Annotated in this window: 20 protein-coding genes; 9 read left to right on the top strand and 11 right to left on the bottom strand. The window is 67.6% G+C overall.

From position 1 onward, the window contains the following. Window positions 1–168: 168 nt before the first annotated feature. A complete protein-coding gene (uvrA, locus tag RHCRD62_RS13570) occupies window positions 169–3,093 on the bottom strand; it encodes an excinuclease ABC subunit UvrA (protein WP_050065302.1) in 2,925 nt (974 codons plus the stop codon). A 153-nt stretch (window positions 3,094–3,246) separates the two neighbouring features. Between uvrA and RHCRD62_RS13565 the strand changes: the two genes are divergently transcribed. Genes RHCRD62_RS13565 through RHCRD62_RS13555 form a run of 3 tightly spaced genes read left to right on the top strand, consistent with a single transcriptional unit; the run spans window position 3,247 to window position 6,892 of the window. Continuing rightward, on the top strand, window positions 3,247–3,936 hold the full coding sequence (locus RHCRD62_RS13565; protein ID WP_050065171.1) for an MBL fold metallo-hydrolase: 690 nt from the start codon (window positions 3,247–3,249) through the stop codon (window positions 3,934–3,936). 44 nt (window positions 3,937–3,980) lie between these two features. After that, on the top strand, window positions 3,981–4,526 hold the full coding sequence (locus tag RHCRD62_RS13560) for a pyridoxamine 5'-phosphate oxidase family protein (protein ID WP_050065170.1): 546 nt from the start codon (window positions 3,981–3,983) through the stop codon (window positions 4,524–4,526). 47 nt (window positions 4,527–4,573) lie between these two features. Further along, a complete protein-coding gene (locus tag RHCRD62_RS13555; RefSeq protein ID WP_050065169.1) occupies window positions 4,574–6,892 on the top strand; it encodes a HelD family protein in 2,319 nt (772 codons plus the stop codon). A gap of 49 nt (window positions 6,893–6,941) precedes the next feature. Here the strand turns inward: RHCRD62_RS13555 and RHCRD62_RS13550 are convergent, their stop codons facing one another. Next, the gene (locus tag RHCRD62_RS13550) at window positions 6,942–7,394 is read right to left on the bottom strand and encodes a universal stress protein (protein ID WP_050065168.1); all 453 of its coding nucleotides are present in this window, start codon (window positions 7,392–7,394) and stop codon (window positions 6,942–6,944) included. A gap of 169 nt (window positions 7,395–7,563) precedes the next feature. Between RHCRD62_RS13550 and RHCRD62_RS13545 the strand changes: the two genes are divergently transcribed. Together RHCRD62_RS13545 and RHCRD62_RS13540 are read left to right on the top strand one after the other, a co-directional pair. Then, window positions 7,564–10,362: an alpha/beta fold hydrolase gene (locus RHCRD62_RS13545; protein ID WP_050065167.1), complete on the top strand. Its 2,799-nt coding sequence runs from the start codon at window positions 7,564–7,566 to the stop codon at window positions 10,360–10,362. Then, window positions 10,359–11,225 carry an ABC transporter permease gene (locus tag RHCRD62_RS13540; protein ID WP_084734245.1) on the top strand — a complete coding sequence of 289 codons (867 nt, stop codon included), beginning with the start codon at window positions 10,359–10,361 and terminating at the stop codon, window positions 11,223–11,225. Before RHCRD62_RS13545 ends, RHCRD62_RS13540 begins: the two co-directional genes overlap by 4 nt. Window positions 11,226–11,246: 21 nt before the next feature. Here the strand turns inward: RHCRD62_RS13540 and uvrB are convergent, their stop codons facing one another. Then, window positions 11,247–13,403, bottom strand: a complete 2,157-nt coding sequence (gene uvrB, locus RHCRD62_RS13535) for an excinuclease ABC subunit UvrB (protein WP_050065166.1) — start codon at window positions 13,401–13,403, stop codon at window positions 11,247–11,249. 82 nt (window positions 13,404–13,485) lie between these two features. Here uvrB and RHCRD62_RS13530 point away from each other — a divergent pair, with 82 nt between their 5' ends. After that, entirely contained in the window at window positions 13,486–13,989 is a 504-nt protein-coding gene (locus RHCRD62_RS13530; RefSeq protein WP_253277306.1) for a ribonuclease FAU-1 family protein, read from the top strand. A 24-nt stretch (window positions 13,990–14,013) separates the two neighbouring features. On the opposite strand, the gene coaE is transcribed toward RHCRD62_RS13530, so the two are convergent. Beyond that, window positions 14,014–15,237 carry a dephospho-CoA kinase gene (gene coaE / locus RHCRD62_RS13525; RefSeq protein WP_050065165.1) on the bottom strand — a complete coding sequence of 408 codons (1,224 nt, stop codon included), beginning with the start codon at window positions 15,235–15,237 and terminating at the stop codon, window positions 14,014–14,016. A gap of 123 nt (window positions 15,238–15,360) precedes the next feature. Here coaE and RHCRD62_RS13520 point away from each other — a divergent pair, with 123 nt between their 5' ends. Both RHCRD62_RS13520 and RHCRD62_RS13515 read left to right on the top strand, forming a co-directional pair. Then, complete coding sequence (locus RHCRD62_RS13520) at window positions 15,361–15,579, top strand: hypothetical protein (RefSeq protein WP_050065164.1); 219 nt, start codon at window positions 15,361–15,363, stop codon at window positions 15,577–15,579. Between the two features lie 117 nt (window positions 15,580–15,696). After that, window positions 15,697–15,942 (top strand): hypothetical protein, encoded by a 246-nt coding sequence (locus tag RHCRD62_RS13515; RefSeq protein WP_157050900.1) that lies wholly within the window; start codon window positions 15,697–15,699, stop codon window positions 15,940–15,942. Between the two features lie 99 nt (window positions 15,943–16,041). Here RHCRD62_RS13515 and rpsA read toward each other — a convergent pair whose 3' ends face one another. Next, window positions 16,042–17,514 carry a 30S ribosomal protein S1 gene (gene rpsA, locus RHCRD62_RS13510; protein WP_050065162.1) on the bottom strand — a complete coding sequence of 491 codons (1,473 nt, stop codon included), beginning with the start codon at window positions 17,512–17,514 and terminating at the stop codon, window positions 16,042–16,044. A 187-nt stretch (window positions 17,515–17,701) separates the two neighbouring features. Here rpsA and RHCRD62_RS13505 point away from each other — a divergent pair, with 187 nt between their 5' ends. Further along, window positions 17,702–18,592, top strand: a complete 891-nt coding sequence (locus RHCRD62_RS13505) for a class I SAM-dependent methyltransferase (RefSeq protein ID WP_050065299.1) — start codon at window positions 17,702–17,704, stop codon at window positions 18,590–18,592. Window positions 18,593–18,600: 8 nt separating this feature from the next. Here the strand turns inward: RHCRD62_RS13505 and RHCRD62_RS13500 are convergent, their stop codons facing one another. The 6 genes from RHCRD62_RS13500 to RHCRD62_RS13475 all read right to left on the bottom strand — a co-directional run bounded on the left by RHCRD62_RS13500 (window position 18,601) and on the right by RHCRD62_RS13475 (window position 23,533). Then, the gene (locus tag RHCRD62_RS13500) at window positions 18,601–18,780 is read right to left on the bottom strand and encodes a type II toxin-antitoxin system antitoxin (protein ID WP_050065161.1); all 180 of its coding nucleotides are present in this window, start codon (window positions 18,778–18,780) and stop codon (window positions 18,601–18,603) included. Between the two features lies 1 nt (window position 18,781). After that, window positions 18,782–19,678, bottom strand: coding sequence for an SPFH domain-containing protein (locus tag RHCRD62_RS13495; RefSeq protein ID WP_050065160.1), 897 nt, complete (start codon window positions 19,676–19,678; stop codon window positions 18,782–18,784). A gap of 87 nt (window positions 19,679–19,765) precedes the next feature. Then, window positions 19,766–20,518 carry an amino acid ABC transporter ATP-binding protein gene (locus RHCRD62_RS13490; RefSeq protein ID WP_050065159.1) on the bottom strand — a complete coding sequence of 251 codons (753 nt, stop codon included), beginning with the start codon at window positions 20,516–20,518 and terminating at the stop codon, window positions 19,766–19,768. Window positions 20,519–20,545: 27 nt separating this feature from the next. After that, on the bottom strand, window positions 20,546–21,493 hold the full coding sequence (locus RHCRD62_RS13485; RefSeq protein ID WP_050065298.1) for an amino acid ABC transporter permease: 948 nt from the start codon (window positions 21,491–21,493) through the stop codon (window positions 20,546–20,548). Between the two features lie 26 nt (window positions 21,494–21,519). After that, complete coding sequence (locus RHCRD62_RS13480; protein WP_253277305.1) at window positions 21,520–22,362, bottom strand: ABC transporter substrate-binding protein; 843 nt, start codon at window positions 22,360–22,362, stop codon at window positions 21,520–21,522. Window positions 22,363–22,468: 106 nt separating this feature from the next. Further along, entirely contained in the window at window positions 22,469–23,533 is a 1,065-nt protein-coding gene (locus tag RHCRD62_RS13475) for an isocitrate/isopropylmalate dehydrogenase family protein (protein ID WP_050065297.1), read from the bottom strand. Between the last annotated feature and the right edge of the window lie 55 nt (window positions 23,534–23,588).

Genomic DNA, 23,588 nt, shown 5'->3' with positions numbered 1-23,588 from the left:
GCGGGCGGATCGAGCATGGGCACCGACCCCGGCACCGGCACCGGCACCGTCTAGTTCATCTCGAGCACCCGAAGTGCCGGGGCCGCGATCACGCGGCCCCGGCATTTCTCATGACGCACCCTGCAATGCGACGAAGTCCGGGGTCCGTCGGCTCCACACCTCGACGGTTCACACCTTCGCGGTAGCCTTGCGTGGCGCGCGCTTCCGCTTCGCCGGGGCCGGGGCTGCCACCGGTGCCGCGTCGAGGACCTCACGCAGGAACCGTCCCGTGTAGCTCTCCGGAACCGCCGCGACCTCCTCCGGGACGCCGTGCGCAACAACGGTTCCTCCGCCGGAGCCACCTTCCGGCCCCATGTCCACGATCCAGTCGGCCGTCTTGATGACGTCGAGGTTGTGTTCGATCACGATGACCGTGTTGCCCTTGTCGACGAGGCCGTTCACCACACCGAGCAACTTCCGGATGTCCTCGAAATGCAGGCCGGTGGTCGGCTCGTCGAGGATATAGACGGTACGGCCGGTCGACCGTTTCTGCAGCTCGGCTGCGAGTTTGACGCGCTGCGCCTCGCCACCGGAGAGGGTCGGTGCCGGCTGACCCAGACGGACGTAGCCGAGACCGACCCGGACCAGGGTCTCGAGGTAGCGGTGAATCGAGGTGATCGGCTCGAAGAACTCCGAGGCCTCCTCGATCGACATGTCCAGCACTTCGGCGATCGTCTTGCCCTTGTAGTGCACCTCGAGGGTCTCCCGGTTGTACCGGGCGCCGTGGCACACCTCGCACGGCACGTACACGTCCGGCAGGAAGTTCATCTCGATCTTCAGAGTGCCGTCACCGGAGCACGCCTCGCAGCGCCCACCCTTGACGTTGAAGGAGAACCGGCCAGGTTGGTAGCCGCGGACCTTGGCTTCCGTCGTCTGGGCGAACAGGGTGCGGATCTTGTCGAACACACCGGTGTACGTCGCCGCGTTGGAGCGCGGCGTCCTGCCGATCGGTGACTGGTCCACCTGTACCAGCTTGTCCAGCTGGTCCAGGCCGTTGATCCGAGTGTGCCTGCCGGGAACCTGCCGGGCCCCGTTGAGCTTGTTCGCCATCACCGTCGCCAGGATGTCGTTGACGAGCGTCGACTTCCCCGACCCCGACACACCCGTCACCGCGGTCAGAACCCCCAACGGGAAGCTGACGTCGATGCCCTTGAGGTTGTGCTCCTTCGCCCCGACGACCGTGACCTGCCGCTTCTTGTCCACGGCGCGGCGCACCAACGGCACCTCGATCACGGAACGGCCGGACAGGTAGGCGCCCGTGAGCGACTCCTCGCACGTCAGCAGCTCGGCATACGGGCCGCTGTGCACGACCTGACCGCCGTGCTCGCCCGCGAGTGGGCCGATGTCGACGACCCAGTCCGACGCGCGGATGGTGTCCTCGTCGTGCTCGACCACGATCAGCGTGTTGCCGAGGTCGCGGAGTCGCGTGAGCGTCTCGATCAGGCGCCTGTTGTCGCGCTGGTGCAGACCGATCGACGGCTCGTCCAGGACGTAGAGGACCCCGACCAGCCCGGAACCGATCTGGGTGGCCAGCCGGATGCGTTGCGCCTCGCCACCGGACAGGGTGCCCGCAGCCCGCGACAGCGACAGGTATTCGAGACCGACGTCCAGCAGGAAGCCGAGACGGGCTTGCACCTCCTTGAGGACCTGCCCGGCAATCGCCTCCTCACGTTTTCCCAGGGTGAGCGAGTCGAGGAACCGGGCGCACTCGGCGATCGACAACTCCGCGACGTCCGCGATCGACTTCTCCCCGTACTCCCCTGCCTCGATCGTCACCGACAGGATCTCGGGACGAAGACGTGCCCCCTGACAGGCCGGGCACGGCACGTCCCGCATGTACCCGTCGTACCGTTCCTTCATCTGCTCGGATTCGGTCTGCTCGAGCCTGCGATGCAGGAACGGCATGACTCCTTCGAACTCCGCGTAGTAGGAGCGGGTTCGCCCGTAGCGGTTCTTGTACTTGACGTGGACCTGGTGCTCACTGCCCTCGAGGACGGCACGGCGCGCCTTTGCGGGCAACTCCCGCCACGGTGCGTCGACGTCGAATCCCATCGCGTCCGCAAGTCCCGACAGCAGGCGACCGAAGTACTCGGAGGTCTGCCCCATCGACCACGGCGCGATCGCGCCATCCGCGAGGCTCAGCTCCGGGTCCGGCACCACCAGGTCGGGGTCGACCTCCTTGCGCATCCCGAGGCCGGTGCACTCCGGGCACGCACCGTACGGCGAGTTGAACGAGAAGGAGCGCGGCTCCAGGTCGTCGATCGAGAGCGGATGCCCGTTCGGGCAGGCCAGGTTCTCCGAGAAACGCCGTTCCCGGTCGGGTGCGTCGTCGTCACGGTCGACGAAGTCGAGGACGACGATGCCGTCGGCCAGTCGTAGTGCGGTCTCCACCGAATCGGTCAGGCGTTGCTTCGAACTCGCCTTCACCGTCAGACGGTCGACCACGACCTCGATGTCGTGCTTCTCCTGCTTCTTCAGCTTCGGCGGGTCGGTGAGCTGGTGCACCACCCCGTCGATGCGGACGCGCGCGTACCCCTGGGTGTTGAGCTGCTCGAACAGGTCGACGAACTCGCCCTTGCGGGTGCGGACCACCGGCGCCAGAACCTGGAACCGGGTTCCCTCCTCCATCGCGAGGACCTGATCGACGATCTGCTGGGGCGACTGCTTCGCAATCCGCTCCCCGCAGGTCGGACAGTGCGGTGTGCCGGCGCGAGCGTAGAGAAGGCGCAGATAGTCGTACACCTCGGTGATGGTGCCGACGGTGGATCGAGGATTGCGGTTCGTCGACTTCTGGTCGATCGACACCGCGGGCGACAGGCCCTCGATGAAGTCGACGTCGGGCTTGTCCATCTGGCCCAGGAACTGCCGCGCGTAGGCGGACAGGGACTCGACGTACCGGCGCTGCCCCTCCGCGAAGATGGTGTCGAAGGCGAGCGACGACTTACCCGACCCCGACAATCCGGTGAAGACGATCAGGCTGTCCCGGGGGAGGTCGATGTCGATTCCCCGAAGGTTGTGCTCACGCGCCCCTTGCACGATCAGGCGGTCCGCCACACGCTGTCCTTTCTCGCGCCACACCGCCGGTCCCGTGTTCGCCGGTTCGGAGTTCTCGGCCGCCATCCATCGTAGGCCGAGGGTCCGACACGTTTTCGCCACGAGAGCGCCGTCGACCCGTCACGGTGCCCGCCGCGACGGTAGCCTCCCCTCATGGACCGGCAGCAGATGCGAATCGACGACCACTACACCGGTGTACTCACCCAGGGCGGCGATCCGCAGCGACGGACCATCGCGGACGCGACGATCATGAAGATCTCGGTCGGCCCGATGGACAACAACGCCTACCTCGTCGTCGACTCGGGCACGGGGGAATCGTTGCTGATCGATGCGGCGAACGAGGCGGATCGGCTGCGCGGACTGATCGAGACCGCGGCCCCGCATCTCGGGTCGATCGTCACGACGCACCAGCACCCCGACCACTGGCTCGCGCTGGCGGAGATCGCGGCCGCGACCGGCGCACCCACCATCGCGCATCCGCTCGACGCGCCCGCCCTTCCCGTTGTTCCCAAGCTCACCGTCACCGACGGTGACCTGGTGGAGGTGGGCAGACTCGCACTCGAGGTCATTCACCTCTCCGGTCACACCGAGGGCTCGATCGCGCTCGCCCTCACCGACCCCGCCACCGGTCAGGTTCACCTGTTCACCGGGGACTCCCTGTTCCCCGGCGGCGTCGGCAAGACCGCCGACCCCCAGATGTTCGACTCGCTCTACCGCGATGTGACCACGAAATTGTTCGAACGATTCCCGGACGACACCGTCGTCTATCCCGGACACGGCCGGGACACGACACTCGGCGACGAACGCCCGTTCCTCGCCGAGTGGCAGGAGCGCGGCTGGTGACCTGACCAGGCCACGCGCCGCGTGGCAGAGGAGAGGGGCGTGCGATGACCGACCCGATCACAGAGTTGGACGAGCGTTACAGCGAACCGGGCGCATTCCCGGTCAGCTGGGAATGGGCTCGCGACCTGGTCCGGGACGCCGAGATCTACTGGCTCAGCACAGTTCGACCCGACGGCCGTCCACACGTCACTCCCCTCATCGGTATCTGGCTCGACGACGCCTGGCACTTCTGCACGGGAGCGGGCGAGCGCAAGGCCGCGAATCTGGACGGGAATCCGGCCGTCGCCGTGACCACCGGCGCGAACGTGTACGCGCAGGGATTCGACATGGTCCTCGAAGGCACCGCGGCGATCGTGTCCGACAACGACCTGTTGCATCGCCTCGCGGACGCCTACGTCGCGAAGTACGGGAGACAGTGGCGCTTCGAGGTGACCGCCGGGGGGTTCAAGGGCGGCGGCGGACTGGCTCGGGTGTATCGGGTGGCCCCCGTGACCGGGTTCGGGTTCGGGAAGGGTCCCTTCAGTCAGACCCGATGGCGTTTCGCATCTCCGGGATCAGGCGCTTCCGCACCGGCCGACGACGGCGACTAGACTCGCTGGGCACTTTTCGCCCTGACGATTTCGCCGAGGAGTATCACTTGCCCGACGAGGCAGCCACCGGCCCCGACAGCACAACCACCGACGAGCGGGAGCACGAGCAGCAGTACGTGACGCTGCTGTACGACCGTCTCGACGGGCTTCGCCGGTACGCGCAGTCCCGGCTGGCTGCCGTGCTCCTGAACACCGGGGGAACCCCGCAGGCTCGCAGCGAGCGTGAGTCGTTCACGCAGATGTACACCGAGGACATCGCCAAGTACGACGCCGCGGAGAACGGCCTGTGCTTCGGTCGGATCGACCTCGACCCCGACGCGCTCGAGCCGGGCGCGGCGGAAGGCGACGCCCGCCGCTACGTCGGCCGGGTCGGCATCCTCGACGAGGACCACGACTACGAACCGCTCCTGTTGGACTGGCGCGCGCCGCTCGCGCGCCCGTTCTACCTGGCGACCACGGCGTCTCCCGAGGGGGTGACGCGGCGCAGGCACATCCGGACGCGGAGCCGCAAGGTGACCGGCATCGGTGACGAGTACCTCGACCTCGAGGCCGCACAACGCGCCGGTGTCGCGGGGGACGCGAGCAGCGTCGCGGGTGAGAGCGCACTGCTCACTGCGCTGAACGCGGCCCGAACCGGACACATGGCCGACATCGTCGAGACCATCCAGTCGGAGCAGGATGCGATCATCCGGTCGAACCACAAGTCCGTGATGGTGGTTCAGGGTGGGCCGGGAACGGGGAAGACCGCCGTCGCCCTGCACCGTGCCGCGTACCTGCTCTACACGTACCGGCAGCAACTGGCGAAGTCGGGCGTACTGATCGTCGGGCCGAACGCCACGTTCCTCGACTACATCGGCCAGGTGCTGCCGTCACTGGGCGAAACGGGCGTCCTGCTGTCCACGGTCGGCGACATGTACCCGGGTGTGACTGCCACACAACAGGATTCACTGGACACCGGCGAGATCAAGGGGTCACTCGACATGGTCGAGGTCCTCAAGACGGCGGTACGGGACAGGCAGTCGGTTCCGACGAAGCCGGTGACAGTCCCCTTCGACACCTACACCGTCACACTCGACCGACGGATCGTCACGCGGGCCAGGGGCCGGGCCCGCTCGTCGCGCCGCCCGCACAACCTCGCGCGTCCGCTGTTCGTGTCCGCGGCGGTGGAGGCATTGGCCGACCAGTTCGCCGCGAACCTCGGCGCCAACGTGCTCGGCGGCTCGAACCTGCTCAGTCGGGACGACGTCGCTGACATCCGCGACGAGATGCGCCAGGATGCCACCCTGATGTCCGCGATCAACGAGCACTGGCCGCGGTTGACCCCGCAGCAGGTGCTCACCGACCTGCTGCAGTCGCCCGAGCGGCTCGAGGCGGCGGCGCCGCAGCTCACACCCGAACAGCGAAAGCTGCTGTACCGGGATCGTCACACCGGATTCAGCGCGGCAGACGCACCCCTGCTCGACGAACTGGCCGAGCTTCTCGGAGTGGACGACGCCGCGGAACGTGATCGAGCGGACCGGGAGTGGCGGGCGCAGATCGAGGACGCGCAGGGCGCACTGGACATCCTCACCGGATCCGCGCCGCAGGATCTCGAGGACGAGCTCGATCCCGAGATCCTCATGGCCTACGACCTCGTCGACGCGAGCCAGCTGGCGCAGCGGCACGAGATGCGTCAGCAGCTGACCGCGGCCGAGCGAGCCGCCGCCGACCGGACGTGGACCTTCGGGCACGTGATCGTCGACGAGGCGCAGGAACTCTCGGAGATGGCGTGGCGAATGCTGATGCGGCGCATCCCGAATCGGTGGATCACCCTGGTGGGAGACACCGCACAGACGGGTGACCCGGCCGGCAGCTCGTCCTGGAAGTCGGTACTCGAACCGTATGTCGCAAACCGCTGGAAGCTGACGGAACTGACGGTGAACTACCGCACGCCGTCGGAGATCATGGCAGTGGCGCAGGACGTCCTCGCGGCGATCGATCCGAACCAGTCGGTTCCGCGATCGGTGCGCGACTCCGGAACGATGCCGTGGGCGCGCCGGGTCGCGCCTGCCGATGTGGCTGCGCACGTGCGCAAGTGTGTCGCTGCCGAGAGCGGCCCTGGCCTGGTCGCGGTGATCACGAGCGAGGACTCCGTCGCCGACTACCGGGATCTGCACGGCGAGTCGGTGAGCGTGTTGTCGGTTCGTGAGGCGAAGGGTCTGGAGTTCGATTCGGTGCTCGTAGTAGAACCTGCCGACATCGTCGGCGACTCACCTCGCGGGTTGAACGACCTCTACGTGGCACTGACCCGCGCTACGCAACGCCTCGGCGTCGTCCACTGCGAACCGCTGCCGGACGTCCTCTCGAAATTGACCCAGGAGGGGTAGAGCGCGAACCTGCCGGTGTCGACATGCGAATGTCGACACCGGCAGAGGTTCAGCGCACCGTGTGGACGATCAGGACGTCGCAGGTGGACTTGCGTGCGGCGTCGGACGGAACCGAACCGAGGAGCCGCCCGGTGAGGGTGTTCAGACCCCGGTTGCCGATGACGAGCAGATCGGCTTCGACTTCGTCGACCAGTGTCAGCAGCGAATCCACCGGCGCGCCGACGATGGCACGCTCGACGACGTTGACCGGGCCGACCGCGTGTGCCCGCTCCCGGGCGGTCCGCAGGATCTCGTCCGTGGGTGCGGATCCGGTGATCTGGTAGGCATCCTCACGCAGGGCGTCCTGTGCGGATTCGATGTCCTTGGGGTCCGCCGGGTAGTAGGCGCACGCGATGACGAGCTTCGCTCCGGCATCGCTGGCCAGTGCCGCAGCCTTGTCCACCGCTTTCAGCGACGAATCCGAGCCATCGGTCCCCACAACGATGGTGCGGTAGGCACTCATTCTTCCTCCGGTTTCTCACACGCCGGTGTCGGCGCAACTGTCCTGCCTGGCATGGCACCCAACCCCGTTGGATGCCCGGCCACTCGTGGCAACCCTAGTCGGATACCCGTCTCGTGCGGGGGAATTGCGCGCCAAGCCACAGCGGCTGTGTCTGGCAGGATTGGATCTCATGCGCGTCCGCCGCCCCCGCAGACTCGCCGCCGCAGTCGTGGCGGCGACGGTCGCGGTCGTGACCGTCGGTGTGGGTACGACGCTGTCGGGTTCGTCCGAGGACACCGGAGTCGTCACGCAGGACGTCACACTGCCGGTCGCGGAGTCTCCCGGAACGGACGCCCGGGTGCAGATCGACGCCCGCCTCCACCTACCGCAGCGGACGCCCGCACCCGCCGTCCTGCTCGCGCACGGTTTCGGCGGCTCCAAGGACACCCTCGAGGCGCAGGCGAACGCCCTCGCTGCCGACGGATTCGTCGTCCTCACGTACAGCGCGCGGGGGTTCGGATCCAGCACGGGCACCATCTCCCTGAACGATCCCGACCGCGAGATCGCCGACGCCCGTGCGCTTGTCGACTGGCTGGCCGGCCGTCCCGAGGTGACGCTGGATGCGGAGGGCGATCCCCGGGTCGGAGTCACGGGTGCGTCGTACGGCGGTGCGTTGTCGTTGATGCTCGCCGGGACCGATCCCCGGGTGGACGCGGTTGCTGCCGCGATCACCTGGAACGACCTGGGCCAGGCCCTGTTTCCCAACTATGGTGCCGCGCCGCCCGCACCCTCACCCGCGGCCGCGGGGTACTCGGGTCCCGGCGTCCTCAAACGCGGGTGGGCGGGAATCTTCTTCGGCGCCGGGGTGTCGGGCGCCGACGCTGCGGGTACCGATTCCGGACCGTGCGGCCGGTTCGATCCGGCGATCTGCCTCGCCTACGCTCCCGCCGCCGAAACGGGAACGCCCACACCGGAACTGCTCGACCTGCTCCGGTCACACTCCCCCGTGTCGGTCGCGGATCGAATCACCGCGCCGACCCTCCTGTTGCAGGGCGAACAGGACACCCTCTTCGGCCTGGACCAGGCCGACGCGACGGCCCGCCAGATCGCCGCGACAGGCACCCCGGTTCGGATGCGCTGGTTCCCCGCCGGTCACGACTCCGGCGGCGATTCGGACGGCAGCAGGTCCGCCGCCGCACGGTTCCTCGCCGAGCAATTGCACTCGGACCAGCTGCCCTCCGCCGCCGGCGACCCCGACCAGAGCACGCCGTTCGTCTTCACCGTTCCCGGCGCGACCGGAGGCGACAACCCGTCCTATCGGCGCAGAACCGCACCCGACTACCCCGGCCTGACACCGACCTCCGAGGCCACACCCCGCGCGCGATTGACTCTGTCCGGTCCCCCGCAAACCGTGGATCGGCCCCCCGGCGCGACACCGGCAGCGATCTCGTCCGTCCCGGGACTGGGCGCCGCGGCGAACCTCATCGGAGCCGCGGGTGTGGCGACCGACCTCGTCTCGGATCCTCCGGGGCAAACCGCCCGGTTCGCCACCGAGCCGCTACGCGACGCACTCACCATCACGGGCACATCCACGGTCTCCCTCACCGTCACGACGACGGCCGCCGCGGGCGACGCGGTGCTGTACGCCAAGCTCTACGACGTCACACCCCAGGGACGCCACCTCCTTCCCGGCGGCGCGGTGTCCGCAGTCAGAATCGCGGACACCCTTCCTGGACAATCGATTCCGCTGACCATCAGCCTGCCGGCCGTCGCCTACCAGGTCACCGAGGGCCACCACCTCGAGCTCGCGGTCACCACGACCGATCAGGCGTACGCGACGCCGCTGACGCCCGCCCGCTTCACGATCGCCCTCGCGGACACCACGCTCGCGGTGCCCCGCGTCGACGCCACGTCGTCGACCCGCGCGCTGCCGCTGGCGCCACGCGTGGGGATCGGCGCGATCGCGGTCGCCGTGGCGGCGCTGATCGGGATCGGCGTGCTGCGATCGCGACGCCGCGCCGTCGTCGACGCCGACCCGAACCTCGTCGACACCCCACTCGTGGTGACCGGCCTCCGTAAGTCCTACGCCAACGGGTTCCGTGCGGTCGACGGCGTCGACTTCACGGTGCGACGCGGTGAGGTGATGGGACTCCTCGGCCCCAACGGGGCGGGAAAGACCACGACCCTACGGATGCTGATGGGCTTGATCACCCCGACCGACGGCGAAATTCGGGTGTTCGGACACCGCGTGACGCCGGGCGCGCCGGTCCTGTCCCGGCTCGGATCGTTCGTCGAGGGGTCCGGCCTGCTCCCGCACCTGAGCGGACTCGACAATCTGCGCCTGTACTGGCAGTCCACGGGCAGGCCCACGGCCGAGTCACGGATGGACGAGGCTCTCGCCATCGCCGACCTCGGCGACGCGGTGCACCGCAAGGTCCGGTCGTACAGCCAGGGCATGCGCCAGCGTCTCGCGCTCGCCCAGGCCATGCTGGGGCTCCCGGACCTGCTGGTGCTCGACGAGCCGACGAACGGCCTCGACCCGCCGCAGATCGCCACGATGCGCAAGGTACTCGTGGACTACGCCCGCGACGGCCGGACCGTCCTCGTGTCGAGCCATCTACTCGCCGAGGTCGAACAGACCTGCACGGCGGTCGTGGTGATGAATCACGGATGGGTGATCGCATCGGGAACCGTCGAGGAGTTCACGTCCGCTCAGGGCACCACCGATGTCCGCGTCGACGATGCCGCGGCCGCGGAGGCCGCCCTCAACGACGCCACCGCGGTGGCCGTGCACCGCCTGGGTGACGAGCACATCCGCGTGGATCTCGGCGACACCGACCCCGCGGCGATGGTGCGCGTCCTCGTCGAGGCGGGTGTCGCCGTTCGGCAGGTCGCTCGCACAACGCGGCTCGAAGAGGTGTTCCTGCGACTGGTCCACACTGCCGATCATCGGGAATCGGCAACCGATCGGGAAGGAGAAGGGCCGTGACGGGCGAGTCGACGATTCCCGCGGACGGCCGGGCCGCCGGATACCGCGCGCGCCGGACCCTGCCGCTGCGAACCGAACTGGTTCGGCAGTGCAAGCGGCGCCGAACACAGGTCGCGCTGGCGTTCGTGACGGCGTTGCCGCTGATCCTCGTCGCGGCCTTCGCGATCGGCGGCGGTGGTGCGGAATCCGGTACCGCCGACCTGATCGAACTCGCGACGCGGGGCGGGGTGAACTTCACGGTCTTCACCCTGCTGATGTCCGTCGGGTTCCTGCTGATCGTGGTGGTCGCCCTCTTCTTCGGCGACTCCGTCGCCAGCGAGGCATCCTGGTCTTCGCTCCGATATCTGCTCGCGATTCCGGTGCCCCGTACTCGGCTGCTACAGCAGAAGGCGATCGTGTCGGCAACGCTGTCGGTGGCCGCGCTCGTGCTTCTGGTGACCGTCGCGTTGGCGGTGGGCACGGTGGCCTACGGCGCCGAACCGCTCGTGACACCGTTCGGCGATTCGCTCGGCTACGGCGACGCGATCGGCCGACTCACGCTGGCGCTCACCTACATTGCCGTGAACCTGATCTGGGTGGCGGGCCTGGCGCTGCTGCTGTCGGTGCTCACCGACGCCCCACTCGGCGCCGTCGGCGGCACGGTGATGGCGTCGATCCTCGTGCAGATCCTCGACCAGATCACCGCGCTCGACCACTGGCGCGACTACCTCCCCGGGCACTTCTCGTTCGCGTGGACACGTTTCCTCGCGCCGACGATCGACTGGCACGACGCGGTGATCGGCTCGTTCTCCGCGCTCGCCTACGGAACGGCGTTCGCGGTCGCGGCGTGGATCATGTTCGCCCGCAAGGACGTCACCAGCTGACCCAGGGCGGAAGGCCCGTCCCTACTTGAGACCGGCCGCGTCCATCCCGCGCAGTTCCTTCTTCAGGTCGGCGATCTCGTCGCGGAGTCGTCCCGCCAGCTCGAACTGGAGGTCGCGGGCCGCGTTCATCATCTGGTCGGTGAGCTCCTTCACCAGGTCCGCGAGCTCGGCCCGCGGCATCGACTTCACGTCGCGCCCCTCGTACACGCCTGCGCTGACGGCACGACCCGCCTCGCCCTGCGCGCGACGACCGCGGCTGGCGTTGCGGCCGGAACCGCCGATCTCGACGTCCGTGTCGTCGGCCTCCTCGTAGACCTGATCGAGGATGTCGGCGATCTTCTTGCGCAGCGGCTGCGGATCGACGCCCATCTCGGCGTTGTACGCAATCTGCTTCTCGCGGCGACGCTCCGTTTCCTCGATCGCACGGGCCATCGAGTCGGTGATCTTGTCGGCGTACATGTGTACCTGGCCGGACACGTTGCGGGCGGCACGACCGATCGTCTGAATCAGGCTGGTCGTACTGCGCAGGAATCCTTCCTTGTCGGCATCGAGGATCGCGACGAGGGAGACCTCAGGAAGGTCGAGGCCCTCGCGAAGCAGGTTGATGCCGACCAGGACGTCGTACTCGCCGAGCCGCAGCTGACGCAGCAACTCGACGCGACGCAGGGTGTCGATGTCCGAGTGCAGGTACCGCACACGGATGCCGAGTTCGAGGAGGTAGTCCGTGAGGTCCTCGGACATCTTCTTGGTCAGTGTGGTGACGAGGACACGTTCGTCGCGTTGGGTGCGCTCCCGGATCTCGTGAACCAGGTCGTCGATCTGCCCCTTCGTCGGCTTCACCACGACCTCGGGGTCGACGAGCCCGGTCGGGCGAATCACCTGTTCGACGAACTCACCACCTGCCCGGCCCAGCTCGTACGGGCCGGGTGTCGCGGACAGGTACACCGTCTGCCCGATCCGATTCGCGAACTCCTCCCAGGTGAGCGGCCGGTTGTCGGTGGCCGACGGGAGGCGGAAGCCGTACTCGACGAGGTTGCGTTTGCGGGACATGTCGCCCTCGTACATCGCGCCGATCTGCGGCACGGTCACATGCGACTCGTCGATGACGAGGAGGAAGTCCTCGGGGAAGTAGTCGATCAGGGTCGCGGGTGCCGAACCCGCGGGACGGCCGTCGATGTGACGCGAATAGTTCTCGATTCCCGAGCAGAAGCCGACCTGCTTGATCATCTCGAGGTCGTAATTGGTGCGCATCCGCAGCCGCTGCGCCTCCAGCAGCTTGCCCCGATTCTCCAGATCGGCGAGGCGCTCCTCGAGCTCCGCCTCGATGTCGCGCACCGCGCGCTCCATCCGTTCCGGCCCCGCGACGTAGTGGGTGGCCGGGAAGATGCGCAGCGAGTCGACCTGCCGGACGACGTCACCGGTCAACGGGTGCAGGTAGTACAGGGCCTCGATCTCGTCACCGAAGAACTCGATGCGCACCGCGAGTTCCTCGTACGACGGAATGATCTCCACGGTGTCCCCGCGAACCCGGAACGAGCCCCGCGTGAACGCGACGTCGTTGCGGTTGTACTGCACGTCGACGAGCAGGCGCAGGAGTGCGTCCCTCGGAACCTCGACACCGACCTCGAGCTCGATCGACCGGTCCAGGTAGGACTGCGGCGTGCCAAGACCGTAGATGCACGACACCGACGCGACCACGACCACGTCGCGCCGCGACAGCAGACTCGACGTCGCCGAGTGCCGCAGCCGCTCGACGTCGTCGTTGATCGACGAGTCCTTCTCGATGTAGGTGTCCGTCTGGGCGATGTACGCCTCGGGTTGGTAGTAGTCGTAGTACGAGACGAAGTACTCGACCGCGTTGTTGGGGAGCATCTCGCGCAGTTCGTTGGCCAGCTGCGCGGCGAGGGTCTTGTTCGGCGCCATCACGAGCGTCGGACGCTGCACCTGCTCGATCAACCACGCCGTCGTCGCGGACTTGCCGGTGCCCGTCGCACCAAGGAGCACGATGTCCTTGTCACCGTCGTTCAGCCGTCTCGTGAGCTCGGCGATCGCCTGCGGCTGATCGCCTGCAGGCTGATGCTCGCTGACGACCTCGAACCGACCGTCGGACCGTTCGACGTCGCCGACCGGCCGGAATTCGGAGTGCGCCACCACTGGATGCTCGGATGCAAACGCCATGCGCTCCAGGGTAGGCGCAGGGACCGACAAGGTCCGGTGATGCGAGGTGTCGCACGCCGGCCTGAGCGGTAGGTTCCCAGCCATGCACGTTCATCCGCCGAAGAAGGAAGCCTTCGACCTGTCGGACCTCACCAACACCGATCCGAAGGGTTTCGTGCGGCCCGTCGAGCACTACCGGCGTGAACCGTGGGGGCTCTACATGGCCCGGCACTCCGACCACCCGCACTTCCACTACCTGGAATCGTGGCTGTTACCCGACCTCGGGTTGCGCGCGTCGATCTTCCACTACCACCCGTACCACGCCCGCGACCAGGACCGATACGTCGACATCGGAGAATTCGTCCCGGGCGAACCGGTGTGGCGGTCCGTGGACCACTACCTCGACCTGGTGGTCCGCACCGGGCGCGACACCGAACTGCTCGACGTCGACGAACTCCTCGCCGCCCACACCGCCGGGCACCTCGATGCGGCGACCGCCGAGAGGGCGATCGCGACGGCGGCGCGGGCCGTCGACGGGATCGCGACCCACGGCCACGACCTCGACGCCTGGCTGGCGTCGGAGGGAATGCCGGTCAACTGGCGGTGACGACGCCCGCCCCCTGAGCCCGCGTTACCGCGCGTCCGGTGTCCACCCCGTGCGTTCGATCCACTGCTCGACCCTCGTGTAGGCGCCGTCGAACCACGGCGTCTTCGCCTCCAGGTAGCGCTCGGTCGCGACCGCGACGTCCGATTCGCCTGCCGCGCTCTGCGCGGCGCTGCGCTTGATCGCCAGATAGTCGGCCTGCTCGGTCTCGTTCGCGCGGAGCCAGTCACGGAAGGCCAGCGCGAACCGTTGCCCCGGCCACCCGTCGACGCGAATGTGTACATTGGCGGGTCGGCCGGGATCGGCAGACCCGTGGAAACGCTTGTCCCACAAAGACGGATCGGCCTCGCCTCCGATGCCGTACGCGGGCTTCGGGTCGTCGGCCGTCACGGCGTCGACGCGAGGGAAGCCGGCCTGTGCCAGACGATCCGCAAGGGCGTCCGCGACATCGAGGCTGGTGACGGTGATCTGAAGGTCGATCACGTCCTTCGCATCGAGCCCGGGCACTGCCGTGGATCCGACGTGGTCGACGCGCAGCGCGTCGCCTGCGCACACGAACCTGAGTCGATCGGCGAGCCGCCGCCCCTGCTCCGCCCAGGTCGGGTCGGCCTCGACCAGGACCGGCAGTGCGCGCACCACAACCGATTTCGCGATGTTGTCCGCGTAGGCCTGCAGCCGGTCCCACAGTGCAGTCACGACCGAGTCCAGTTCGCCCTGCGGCCCACTGTTGTCGAGCCACACATCGGCAGCGGCGTGGCGTTGTTCGTCGGTGGCCTGGGACGCGATCCGGGCACGCGCATCGTCCTCGGGCATGCCCCGCAACTCGACCAGTCGGCGAACCCGTTCGGCCTCGTCGACGTACACGACGACGACCAGATTGAACATCGCACCCATCCGCCCCTCGACCAGGAGCGGGATGTCCTGCAGGACCACGGAATCCGCAGGCGCGGCATCCACCAGAGCGGCCGTTCGCGCCCCGATCAGGGGATGTAGGATTCCGTTGAGTCGACCGCGGGCCGCGTCGTCGCCGAACGCCTTGGCAGCCAGGGCGGCTCGGTCGAGTTTCCCGTCGGGCAGCAGGATCTCCGGACCGAACTCGTCAGCGAGCGCGGCGAGTCCGGGGGTGCCCGGTTCCACGACCTCACGCGCTATCAGGTCCGCGTCTACGACGACGGCCCCGAGATCGCCGAGGATCCGTGACACGGTGGACTTTCCAGCTCCAATGCCTCCAGTGAGGCCGATTCGCAACACGCCCCACAGTCTGTCACCAAACACGCCCGCTGCACATCCGCCCCAAATCACCAGGTATCACCCGTTCGTCGGCTATCTTCGAGCAGACGTGCCAGGCCACCCACTTCGAGATGAAGGAACACCATGAGCACCACTTCTCCCCAGCCTGGTCGGCACCGTCTTGGCATGGTCGACGGGGTGCATTGCATCCTGATCCCCGAGGTGGCGCTCGCCCTGCAGGAACACCGTCGTAACTGGTTCACCCAGATGCTCAGTCCGGCGCGCCACAGCTTCGCGTCGATGCGCAAGCGCACTGCTGAGATGCAGAGCTCGTGGGCCGCCGGTGCGGCCACCGCGAACTGACACCCCGGCCCACACCGACTCCAACGACCGCGACCCCACCCGGATCTCCGGGTGGGGTCGCGGTCTTCGGTGCCCGTGCGGGATGCGGCACCGGATCTCCGGTTCTACCGTGAACACATGACTGTCACAGCCGATGACCTGCGCACACTGCTGTCCAGCACCGAACCCGGCGCCACATTGGTGCTGGAGGAAGGCAAGACCAAGATCTATTCGCGAGACCAGGCCGCGGATCTCTCGTCCTGGGTGGTCACCACGCTCGACGACCTGCGTCGTGATCTCCCGGACGCCGACAATCCCACCCCCCACGACCTGGACGAACGTGCCGCGATGCTCGACTCCACGATCGCGAGTCAGGGCGGCTGAGATCCTCGGTCACCGTGTTCCCCGACCACGCCGAAGGCCCCGGCCTGCAAGTGCAGGACCGGGGCCTTCGTAGTTCACACCCGGTTACGGGTGATCATGTCAGGCGTTGCCGGACAGCTTCTCGCGGAGCGCGGCGAGCTGGGCATCGCTTGCCAGCGAGCCGCCGGCCTCGGCGGTCGCAGCAGGCTGGCCCTCGGCAGCACCGGACTCGGAGGAGTAGTTGGTGCCCGACGCACCGGCTGCAGCCTCGGCAGCCTCGTCGGCAGCCATCTTCTCCATCTGAGCGGTGTGCATCTTGTGGCGACGCTCGGCCTCGGCGTACCGGGACTCCCACTCTTCACGCTGCTTGTCGAAGCCCTCGAGCCATTCGTTGGTCTCGGGATCGAAGCCCTCGGGGAAGATGTAGTTGCCCTGGTCGTCGTAGCTGTCGGCCATGCCGTACTTCGACGGATCGAACTCGGCGTTGTAGTCCTCGTTCGCCTGCTTGAGCGACAGCGAGATCCGGCGACGCTCCAGGTCGATGTCGATGACCTTGACCATCGCGTCGTCGCCGACGGCAACAACCTGGTCCGGGACCTCGACGTGGCGCTCGGCCAGCTCGGAGATGTGAACCAGGCCCTCGATGCCCTCCTCGACACGCACGAACGCGCCGAACGGAACGAGCTTGGTGACCTTGCCCGGAACGATCTGACCGATCGCGTGGGTGCGGGCGAACTGACGCCACGGATCCTCCTGCGTCGCCTTCAGCGACAGGGAGACACGCTCGCGGTCCAGGTCGACGTCGAGAACCTCGACGGTGACCTCGTTGCCGACCTCGACAACCTCGGACGGGTGATCGATGTGCTTCCAGGACAGCTCGGAGACGTGCACCAGGCCGTCGACGCCGCCGAGATCGACGAACGCGCCGAAGTTGACGATGGAGGACACGACGCCCTTGCGGACCTGGCCCTTCTGGAGCTGGTGCAGGAACTCGCTGCGGACCTCGGACTGGGTCTGCTCGAGCCATGCGCGACGCGACAGGACCACGTTGTTGCGGTTCTTGTCGAGCTCGATGATCTTGGCCTCGATCTCCTTGCCGACGTACGGCTGGAGGTCGCGGACGCGACGCATCTCGACGAGCGACGCGGGCAGGAAGCCGCGCAGGCCGATGTCGAGGATCAGGCCGCCCTTGACGACCTCGATGACGGTGCCCTTGACGGCCTCGTCCTTCTCCTTGAGCTCCTCGATGGTGCCCCAGGCACGCTCGTACTGAGCGCGCTTCTTCGACAGGATCAGGCGACCTTCCTTGTCCTCCTTGGTGAGGACCAGGGCTTCGACCTCATCGCCCACGGAGACGACCTCGTTGGGGTCGACGTCGTGCTTGATGGAGAGCTCGCGGGAAGGAATGACGCCTTCGGTCTTGTAACCGATGTCGAGCAGGACCTCGTCGCGATCAACCTTGACGATGGTGCCTTCGACGATGTCGCCATCGTTGAAGTACTTGATCGTGGCGTCGATGGCGGCGAGGAAGTCCTCGGCGGAGCCGATGTCGTTGACGGCTACCTGCGGCGAGGTGACGGTTGTGGAGGGCATTAGGTGAATTGCTCCGGAGGGATTGGTTCGGTTGATGGTGTTCTGTCAGACTCACGGACGCCCACCGCCGACCCCCAGGAGGAGTTGCACGGCGGACACTCGCGAGTGACAGGGTACGCGACCTGACGGGAGCTGGGCAAACCCGGGTGGCACTCGACCCGGCGACGGCGATACCGTGCTCAACGCCATGACGCAGCATCACGAACATCCCCATCACGAAGATCCCCAGGACGCACCCGATCGGCACGCCGCCGCCAACGCGACGCTCGGCACCGCCGGATTCAGCAGGGCCAGGGTGGACACCGCGCAGAGCGAGCGCGCGAGCCGCGCCTGGTGGGACGCCGACGCCGACGACTACCACCGTACCCACGGCCAGTTCCTCGGGGTGGACTCCGACAACGGCGAGTTCGTCTGGTGCCCGGAGGGGCTGCACGAGGGGGACGTGAAACTGCTCGGCGACGTCTCGGGACTCGACGTCCTCGAGATCGGATGCGGATCGGCTCCGTGCGCCCGGTGGCTCGCGGGCCAGGGTGCGCGTCCCGTCGGCCTCGACATCTCCCGGGGCATGCTCGACCGCGGCCTGGCCGCGATGGAGCGCGGCGGACCCCGCGTCCCGCTCGTCCAGGCCGGCGCGGAGTCGCTGCCGTTCGCCGATGCGAGCTTCGACGTCGCGTGCTCGGCGTTCGGCGCGGTGCCCTTCGTCGCGGACTCCGCACTGGTGATGCGGGAGGTCGCGCGCGTACTGCGTCCGGGTGGCCGGTGGGTGTTCGCGGTGAACCACCCGATGCGGTGGATCTTCCCCGACGACCCGGGCGCGGCCGGGCTGACGGCCACCATCCCCTACTTCGATCGCACCCCGTACGTCGAGGTCGACGAATCCGGCACTCCCACCTACGTCGAACACCACCGCACGATCGGCGACCGGGTCCGCGAGATCGTTGCGGCGGGTCTCGAACTGCGTGACGTGGTCGAACCCGACTGGCCCGAGTGGCTGGACCGGGAGTGGGGCCAGTGGAGTCCGCTTCGCGGGCAACTGTTCCCCGGTACCGCGATCTTCGTCTGCCACAAGCCGGCCTGACCCCGCGTTCACTCGCGTCGCCGGGGAGTCCTCCCGGCTTCGTCGAGTGCGCGACGCAACGCGTACTCGAGTTGTGCGTTGACGCTCCGCAGGTCGTCGGCCGCCCACTTCGCGATCGCGTCGTAGACGGCCGGGTCCAGCCGCAGCAGGACCTTCTTCCGTTCCGTGCGCCGAACCGGTTCGGTCATGTCAGGCGTACAGGGTGCCGGCGTTGACCACCGGTTGGGTGGCCTTGTCCCCGCACAGGACGACGAGGAGGTTCGACACCATCGCCGCGCGGCGCTCGTCGTCGAGGTCGACGACGGACTGCTCCGCGAGCTGGTCGAGGGCCATACCGACCATCCCGACGGCGCCTTCGACGATCATCGCCCGCGCAGCGACGACCTGCGCCGCCTGCTGCCGGACCAGCATGGCCTGCGCGATCTCCGGCGCATAGGCGAGGTGGGTGATGCGGGCCTCGACGATCTCGATGCCCGCCAGTTCGGTGCGCTCCCCCAGTTCGCTCGTCAGTTCCGCCGAGACCTGCGCGCCGTCGCGCAGGCTCGTGGCGTCCGCCGCGTCGGAGTCGACGGGCACGGCAGTGGTGTCGTACGGGTGGGTGGTCGCGAGGTGCCGCACCGCGGTCTCCGACTGGATGGCGACGTACTCCTCGTAGTCGTCGACCGCGAAGATGGCCTTGCCGCTGTCGACCACCTTGTAGACGACGACGGCGGCGATCTCGACGGGATTGCCCACGGCGTCGTTGACCTTGAGCTTGGAGGTCTCGAAGTTCCGTACCCGCAGCGTGACGCGACGCTTGACCGTCAGCGGCACCACCCACTTGAACCCGTCGTCGGCGACGGTCCCGAAGTACCGGCCGAAGAACTGGATCACCCGCGCCTCATTGGGGTTGATGACCACGAATCCCGTTGCAAGGCAGAGAATCACCAGCCCCAGAAGCGCCGCAACAACCCAGTAGGCGATGCGCTGCGCCATCGCAATGTCGAGAAACACCCCCGCCAGCGCCAGTCCGGCGGCGACCAACGTCCCAACCGTCACCACCAACAGCATCACGAACCCGTTCAGCCGAAATGCCCTGCGCTCCATTGCACCAACCTTGCTATCGAAGTGATATCACCAAGGTATCACTGACACTGACCGAATGTGACGTTCGGTCAATCGGGGGCAGGCCGGTCACAGGAGCTTCGAGAGGAAGGCCTTCGTGCGCTCGTGCTGCGGGTTGGCGAGCAGCGCGTGGGGCTCCCCCGACTCCACCACGACGCCGCCGTCCATGAACACCAGCTGGTCGGCGACCTCGCGGGCGAAGCCCATCTCGTGGGTCACGACGACCATCGTCATACCCTCCTTGGCGAGGTTCTGCATGACGTTGAGCACCTCACCGACGAGCTCCGGATCGAGCGCGGACGTCGGTTCGTCGAACAGCATCAACTTCGGGTCCATCGCGAGGGCCCGGGCGATGGCGACGCGCTGCTGCTGGCCGCCCGACAGTTGCGCCGGGTACGCATCGGCCTTCTCGGCGAGCCCGACCTGGTCGAGCAGATCCATCGCGCGCGTCACCGCGTCCTTGCGCTTGGCCTTCTTCACCAGAGTGGGCGCCTCGACGACGTTCTCGAGTGCGGTGCGGTGCGGGAAGAGGTTGAAGTGCTGGAACACCATGCCGATGTCGCGGCGCTGCTTCGCCGCGGCCCGCGGGTGCAGTTCGTAGAGCTTGCCATTCTTCTCCTGGTAGCCGACGAGGTCGCCGTCGACGTAAAGCCTGCCCGCGCTGACCTGTTCGAGGTGGTTGATACACCGCAGGAACGTCGACTTGCCGGACCCCGACGGCCCGACGAGGCAGAGCACCTGCCCTCGGTCGATTTCGAGTGTCACTCCGCGCAGCACCTTGAGCGCGCCGTAGCTCTTGCAGACTCGGTCTGCCTTGACCATCGGAGTCGTCGACGAAGCAGTCATCGGTCATCCTCCCTGTCCGCCGGCAGGACCCGTCGGCGGTTTGTTCTGGGCGTCGGCGAGTGCCTGAAGTTGCCGGGCCGTCAGCACCCGCGACAACCCCTTCGAGTAGTGCCGCTCCAGGTAGAACTGCCCGATCATCAGAATGCTGGTGATCACCAGGTACCAGGTCGCCGCGACGAGGAGCAGCGGGATCGGTTGGAAGTTGGCTCCCGAGATGTCACGCGCCCGGCCGTACAGTTCGCCGGTGTACGGCACCGCCAGGACGAGTGACGTGGTTTTCAGCATGCTGATCAGCTCGTTGCCGGTCGGCGGGATGATCACCCGCATCGCCTGAGGCAGGACCGTGCGGCGCATCGTCTGCGACCACGACATTCCGAGCGCCGTGGACGCCTCGACCTGACCCTCGTTGACGGAACCGACACCGGCACGGACGATCTCGGCCATGTACGCGGCTTCGTTGAGTCCCAGCCCGATCACCGCGAACAGGAACGGCGCCTGCAGGTCCTGGAGGTTGAACTCCACGAACTGCGGCCCGAACGGGATGCCGAGGAACACGGTCTGATAGATGGCCGGGAACAGACCCCAGAACACCAACTGCACGTACACGGGCGTGCCGCGGAAGATCCAGAGATACAGCCAGGCGGCCGTTTTCAGCACCGGGTTCGGTGACAGTCGCATCACGGCGAGGACGACACCGAGGACCACCGCGATGATCATGGAGAGGACCGTCAGCTCTATGGTCCGTACCGCGCCTTCGGTGATCCGCGCGTCGAAGAGATACTGCCCGTACACGTCCCACGCGAATGCCTCATTGGTGGCGGCGCCGTATATGAAGAGTGCGGCGAGCACCACGACGACCGTGCCCGCGATCCAGCGACCGGGGTGACGAAGCGGCACCGCCTGGATCGGTTCGGGTTCGTCCGTGTGCTCGGACACCGTTTCCTGCGCCATCGCGTCCACCTTCCGGTCGTGTGGTGTCAGCTCGTCGCGCCGTTGAACTGCGCAGTGGTCACGGTTCCCTCACCGACGCCCCAGTTGTCGGCGATCTGCTGGTACGCGCCGGTGTCGATGAGGTGTTGCAGTGCCGCCATCAATGCCGGGGCCAGCGGTGAGCCCTTCTTCAGCGGCCACCCGTACGGTGCCGAGTCGAAGATGTCGCCCGCGTCCTCGAGCCTGCCGCCACTGCGCTTGATCGCGTAGGCAGTGACGGGTGAGTCCGCCGACATCGCATCGATGCGGCCGAGGATCAGCGCGTTGGAGACGTCATCCTGGCTGTCGTACTTGACCTTGACGATCGGATCCTTGCCTGCCGCGACGCAGGCGTCGCTCTTCGCCGGAACCTCGTCGATGTCCTCGTAGGTGGTCGTCTGCACCCCGACGCGCAGCCCGCAGGCGTTGTTGGGATCCACCGGCTCACCGGTGCGCTGCGCCCACTGCACACCCGCCTGGTAGTAGTCGACGAAGTCCACCGACTGCTGGCGTTCCACGGTGTCCGTGAACGACGACATGCCGAGGTCGAAGGTGCCTGCCTGGACGGCCGGGATGATCTTGTCGAAGTCGGCCTGGTTGAACTCGGCTCGCAACCCGAGCACGGAGGCGACCGCATCCATCAGGTCCACGTCGAAACCGACGATCTCGCCGTTCTCGTCCTTGAACTCGTTGGGCGCGTAGGGCACGTTGACGCCGATCCGGAGCCGCCCCGAATCCGCGACGGCGGGCGGCAGCGTCGCGGCGATCTCGTCGACGCGGTCGACGTGAACGGTGTCGGGCGGAACGAGGCCCTCACTGTTGTGGACACAGGCCGAGGCCGCAAGGGTCACCGCGGCCAGCACACCGAAAAGCCGGACACGCCTGGATGGTCGACGCACCCACCTCGCAACTTCGACCGGCAAGAGTCGCACCCTTCGCAGCGTACTGGCAGCCGAGTCACCGGCGCAGGATTCGCGCCCCCACCGTTTCCGTGAATTCGGCGGTCGACGCCAGCCCGCCGAGATCGGCCGTCGCGACTCCGGCGGCCAAGGTGTCAGCCACGGCGCGTCGAATGCGGTCGGCGGCGCGAGTGAGCCCGACCTCGCCGCGACGGTCGGACAGCCAATCGAGCAGCATCGCCGCCGACAGCATCAGTGCCGTCGGGTTGGCTCGATTGCGGCCCGCGATGTCCGGTGCGGCGCCGTGGGCGGCCTGCGCCATCGCCTGGGTCTCCGACGCGTTGAGGGACGGCGCCGTACCGAGCGAACCGGAGAGTTCGCCTGCCAGATCGGACAGGATGTCGCCGAACATGTTCTCGGTGACGACGACGTCGAAGTCGCCGCCGCGGCGCACGAGGTGCGCGGCCATCGCGTCGACGTGTTCGGCGTCGACCCGGATTCCCGGATAGCCGGCGGCGACATCTGTGACGGCGTCGAGGAACAGTCCGGTCGTCAGGGGCAGCACGTTGGTCTTGTGGACGACGGTGACGCGCCCCCGGCGCTGCGTGGCGAGGCGACACGCCGTGTGGGCGATGCGTTCACAAGCCCGCCGAGTGAACACCGCGACCGCCATCGCGACGTCCGGCGTCGGCATGAACTCGCCGCTGCCGGTGTGCATGTTCCGGTCCGCATAGAACCCCTCGGTGTTCTCCCGCACGATCACCAGGTCCATGTCGGGGACCGTGGACCGGACACCGGCGTGGGCGCGAGCAGGCCGGATGTTGGCGAACAGGTCGAATCGCTTCCGGATCACACCACCGGGAGTGAGGTCCCCACGGAAGGGTTCGGGGTACGCCGCGCTGTCGTGGGGACCGAGCACCCAGCCGGCCAGCCCCTCCAGCGCCGTCAGGGTCTCGTCCGGGATCGGCGTGCCGTGACTGTCGATCGCGTCGAATCCGATCGGCAGCAGGACCCAGTCGATCGGCTCGTGTCCGACCGCGGCCACGGCGGTGTCGACGACTCGCCGCGTGGCGGGGACGATTTCGTGGCCGATCCCGTCTCCGACCAGCAGGCCCAGTCGCAGCGGCGTGGGGGCTCGCCCGGAATCGGGGGTCGTTGCGCTCGGTGGGGTCACCCGA

The organism is Rhodococcus sp. RD6.2, from assembly GCF_001040705.1.
Lineage (GTDB): Bacteria > Actinomycetota > Actinomycetes > Mycobacteriales > Mycobacteriaceae > Rhodococcus_G.
This window is presented reverse-complemented; position numbering and strand designations above follow the sequence as displayed.

Coding starts and splice junctions, on each gene's coding strand:
- RHCRD62_RS13565 (WP_050065171.1), top strand. CDS start 3,247: ATGGACCGGCAGCAGATGCGAATCGACGACCACTACACCGGTGTACTC.
- RHCRD62_RS13560 (WP_050065170.1), top strand. CDS start 3,981: ATGACCGACCCGATCACAGAGTTGGACGAGCGTTACAGCGAACCGGGC.
- RHCRD62_RS13550 (WP_050065168.1), bottom strand. CDS start 7,394: ATGAGTGCCTACCGCACCATCGTTGTGGGGACCGATGGCTCGGATTCG.
- RHCRD62_RS13545 (WP_050065167.1), top strand. CDS start 7,564: ATGCGCGTCCGCCGCCCCCGCAGACTCGCCGCCGCAGTCGTGGCGGCG.
- uvrB (WP_050065166.1), bottom strand. CDS start 13,403: ATGGCGTTTGCATCCGAGCATCCAGTGGTGGCGCACTCCGAATTCCGG.
- RHCRD62_RS13530 (WP_253277306.1), top strand. CDS start 13,486: ATGCACGTTCATCCGCCGAAGAAGGAAGCCTTCGACCTGTCGGACCTC.
- RHCRD62_RS13520 (WP_050065164.1), top strand. CDS start 15,361: ATGAGCACCACTTCTCCCCAGCCTGGTCGGCACCGTCTTGGCATGGTC.
- RHCRD62_RS13515 (WP_157050900.1), top strand. CDS start 15,697: ATGACTGTCACAGCCGATGACCTGCGCACACTGCTGTCCAGCACCGAA.
- rpsA (WP_050065162.1), bottom strand. CDS start 17,514: ATGCCCTCCACAACCGTCACCTCGCCGCAGGTAGCCGTCAACGACATC.
- RHCRD62_RS13505 (WP_050065299.1), top strand. CDS start 17,702: ATGACGCAGCATCACGAACATCCCCATCACGAAGATCCCCAGGACGCA.
- RHCRD62_RS13500 (WP_050065161.1), bottom strand. CDS start 18,780: ATGACCGAACCGGTTCGGCGCACGGAACGGAAGAAGGTCCTGCTGCGG.
- RHCRD62_RS13495 (WP_050065160.1), bottom strand. CDS start 19,678: ATGGAGCGCAGGGCATTTCGGCTGAACGGGTTCGTGATGCTGTTGGTG.
- RHCRD62_RS13490 (WP_050065159.1), bottom strand. CDS start 20,518: ATGGTCAAGGCAGACCGAGTCTGCAAGAGCTACGGCGCGCTCAAGGTG.
- RHCRD62_RS13485 (WP_050065298.1), bottom strand. CDS start 21,493: ATGGCGCAGGAAACGGTGTCCGAGCACACGGACGAACCCGAACCGATC.